A 2,178-nucleotide genomic window follows, 5' to 3' on the forward strand; every position below is an offset into this window, starting at 1 on the left:
TGGGAATTTCGAGTTCAAAAATTGAAGGTCGATTTCAAAATGTGAAACTCGTTTACAAAACGGGAAACTCGAAATGCTATTGACCTAAAAGAGGCAAAAACCTACAAAATAGTACCAAAAGTTACATTCAGAGCGTCATTTATTACATGGTACATGTTTTTGTGACAAAATAAGCTATAATAAATGGATATACGAGAGTTTTAAATCTTGCTATAAACTGCGATAGGAAATATGGGTGGAGATTCCTGGAGACAATTAAGAAACAAGGAGGTGAAACATGCTGTTAAAGAAGGGAAGTATGAAACAGTCTTGTGGATATCAGGGCCAAAGCAGATTTGTACATGATTTTTAAACTATAGGAACTCTTTTAGAACTGCGAAGTCCGCCAGAGTTCCTGCAATAAAAATAATAAAAGAAAAACAGCTCAAGCCGGCGTTTTCATCATGCTTTGTGCCTGAGCGAAGCGAAAGGAATGGATTTAAGTATGAAAATGAGAAAAATCAAAAAGAGAATAGGCGCTTTATGTTTGGCGTTAGGAATTGCTGCAAGTACTTTGTTTACACCAGTTACTGCTTTGGCAGCAACAGGTGGTTATTCTGAATCACAGCTGGATGGAAAGTTAGATACAATTTATCAGGGAAGTATCGGTGATTGTGGAGCAGTTTCAGCCATACAGGCATTGGACAACAGCAAATATGGCAGAAAAATTTTCAGAAAAATGATTACGGATAATTATAATGGCACCTACACCCTTAATTTCGGCGGTGGAAGAGTAACAGTCACTGAGGATGATGTTTATAATGCATACATAGAAGGTGATCTTGATGCCAGAGTGATTGAGGCCGGTTTACAAAAGGCCATGAATGTTTATAATGGTTGTTTTGCCTGTGATGTTTTTACACGAATGACAGGATTCAGACAAAGAACATACAGGTCCTCAAATAAAACTGAAATTATGAATACAATGGCTGCAAAATGCCAGAACGGAGAGGGAATTACAGCAGCCTGCGATTTTAATATAGCTGATCCAGACAAGGGAATTATCGGTGATGGAGGTCATTCCTATTCCATAAAGAGTGTTAATAAAAACACGGTTGTAGTAATAAATCCGTGGGATACATCTGGTTTAATCAGTATGCCAAGAAGTCAGTTTGAAAGAGCTATTCGGTATATGACGTATGTAGATGATGCGGCAAAAAATGTTGTAGTTTATTGGGAATAAGACAGAATAAAGTTATAGAGACTCCAGGTAAACTATCCTGGAGTCTTTTCATGTGTAGTAATCTATTAGTTAGTTAAATTTTGTATTTCTGAAAATAAATGTGGGAATCTATTAGATAAATAAATCATTTCCAGAAGGGGCTTTTTTATTTACACAAATCACTAGCACAACGACATAAAAAGTGTAAGTGATTCTAATCCTTTTTAAAGAACAGCTGCATTAATTATTGGTATAAAATGCAAATTTTGGAACTCAACGTGTATAATTTTGGCACATGGGTAGAAACTATAAAAATTGGGTATATACTGAAATAGTAAAGAAATACATATATATTAATAAATAATTAAATAAAAACAAGGCGAAGTTTATGTGGGAGATGACAATATGCTTATAATTATTTCGTTGTCGGTAATTATTTTTATAACTCTTTTTTTGAACATCGAAAAAAATATAAAATTAAAAAGAATTAGTAATATTAAGAATGAGATAAAAAAGACTTTTGGTAAAAAAACTGAAGATCAGTATTTTGAGCTAGAATTGATTGAGAGATATTGGGAAATTAAATCAGCAAATATAAAAAATGACATTGATCGGATTGATGATATTACTTGGTATGATCTTGAAATGGATCAAGTATATTGTAAAATAAATAATTGTAAATCATTTGCAGGAGAACAAATATTATATTCTATTTTGCATGAGACTAAGATTAATGAGAAAGATTATGCAGGATTAGAAAGTAAAATAAATTATTTTGAATCCGAGTTAATAGAAAGAGATGAAATATGGTATATAATTTCTAGAATAGGAAAGAACCGTGATAGTTATTATCTGCCTGATTATATAAAAAATTTAGAAGCATTTAGAATATCAAATATAGAATATTTTCACTTTATGAGAATACTTTTATTATTATCTTTTATACCGGCTATAGTAAATTTAAATTACATTTTTCT

General features: G+C 31.9%; 1 protein-coding gene and 1 pseudogene. Both read left to right on the forward strand.

Annotated features, from left to right (window positions below; all coding sequences use genetic code 11):
- The first annotated feature begins 484 nt into the window (after positions 1 to 484).
- Positions 485 to 1,222, forward strand: a complete 738-nt coding sequence (locus tag DS742_RS28350; protein WP_242996896.1) for a C2 family cysteine protease — start codon at positions 485 to 487, stop codon at positions 1,220 to 1,222.
- A gap of 369 nt (positions 1,223 to 1,591) precedes the next feature.
- Positions 1,592 to 2,178, forward strand: a pseudogene (locus DS742_RS28355) (hypothetical protein); the annotation flags it as partial.

Origin of the sequence: Lacrimispora amygdalina, assembly GCF_003432035.1 — a bacterium.
GTDB lineage: Bacteria > Bacillota > Clostridia > Lachnospirales > Lachnospiraceae > Lacrimispora > Lacrimispora amygdalina.

Excerpts from the sequence above, each read along its gene's own strand:
- DS742_RS28350 (WP_242996896.1), top strand. The coding sequence starts at position 485 with ATGAAAATGAGAAAAATCAAAAAGAGAATAGGCGCTTTATGTTTGGCG.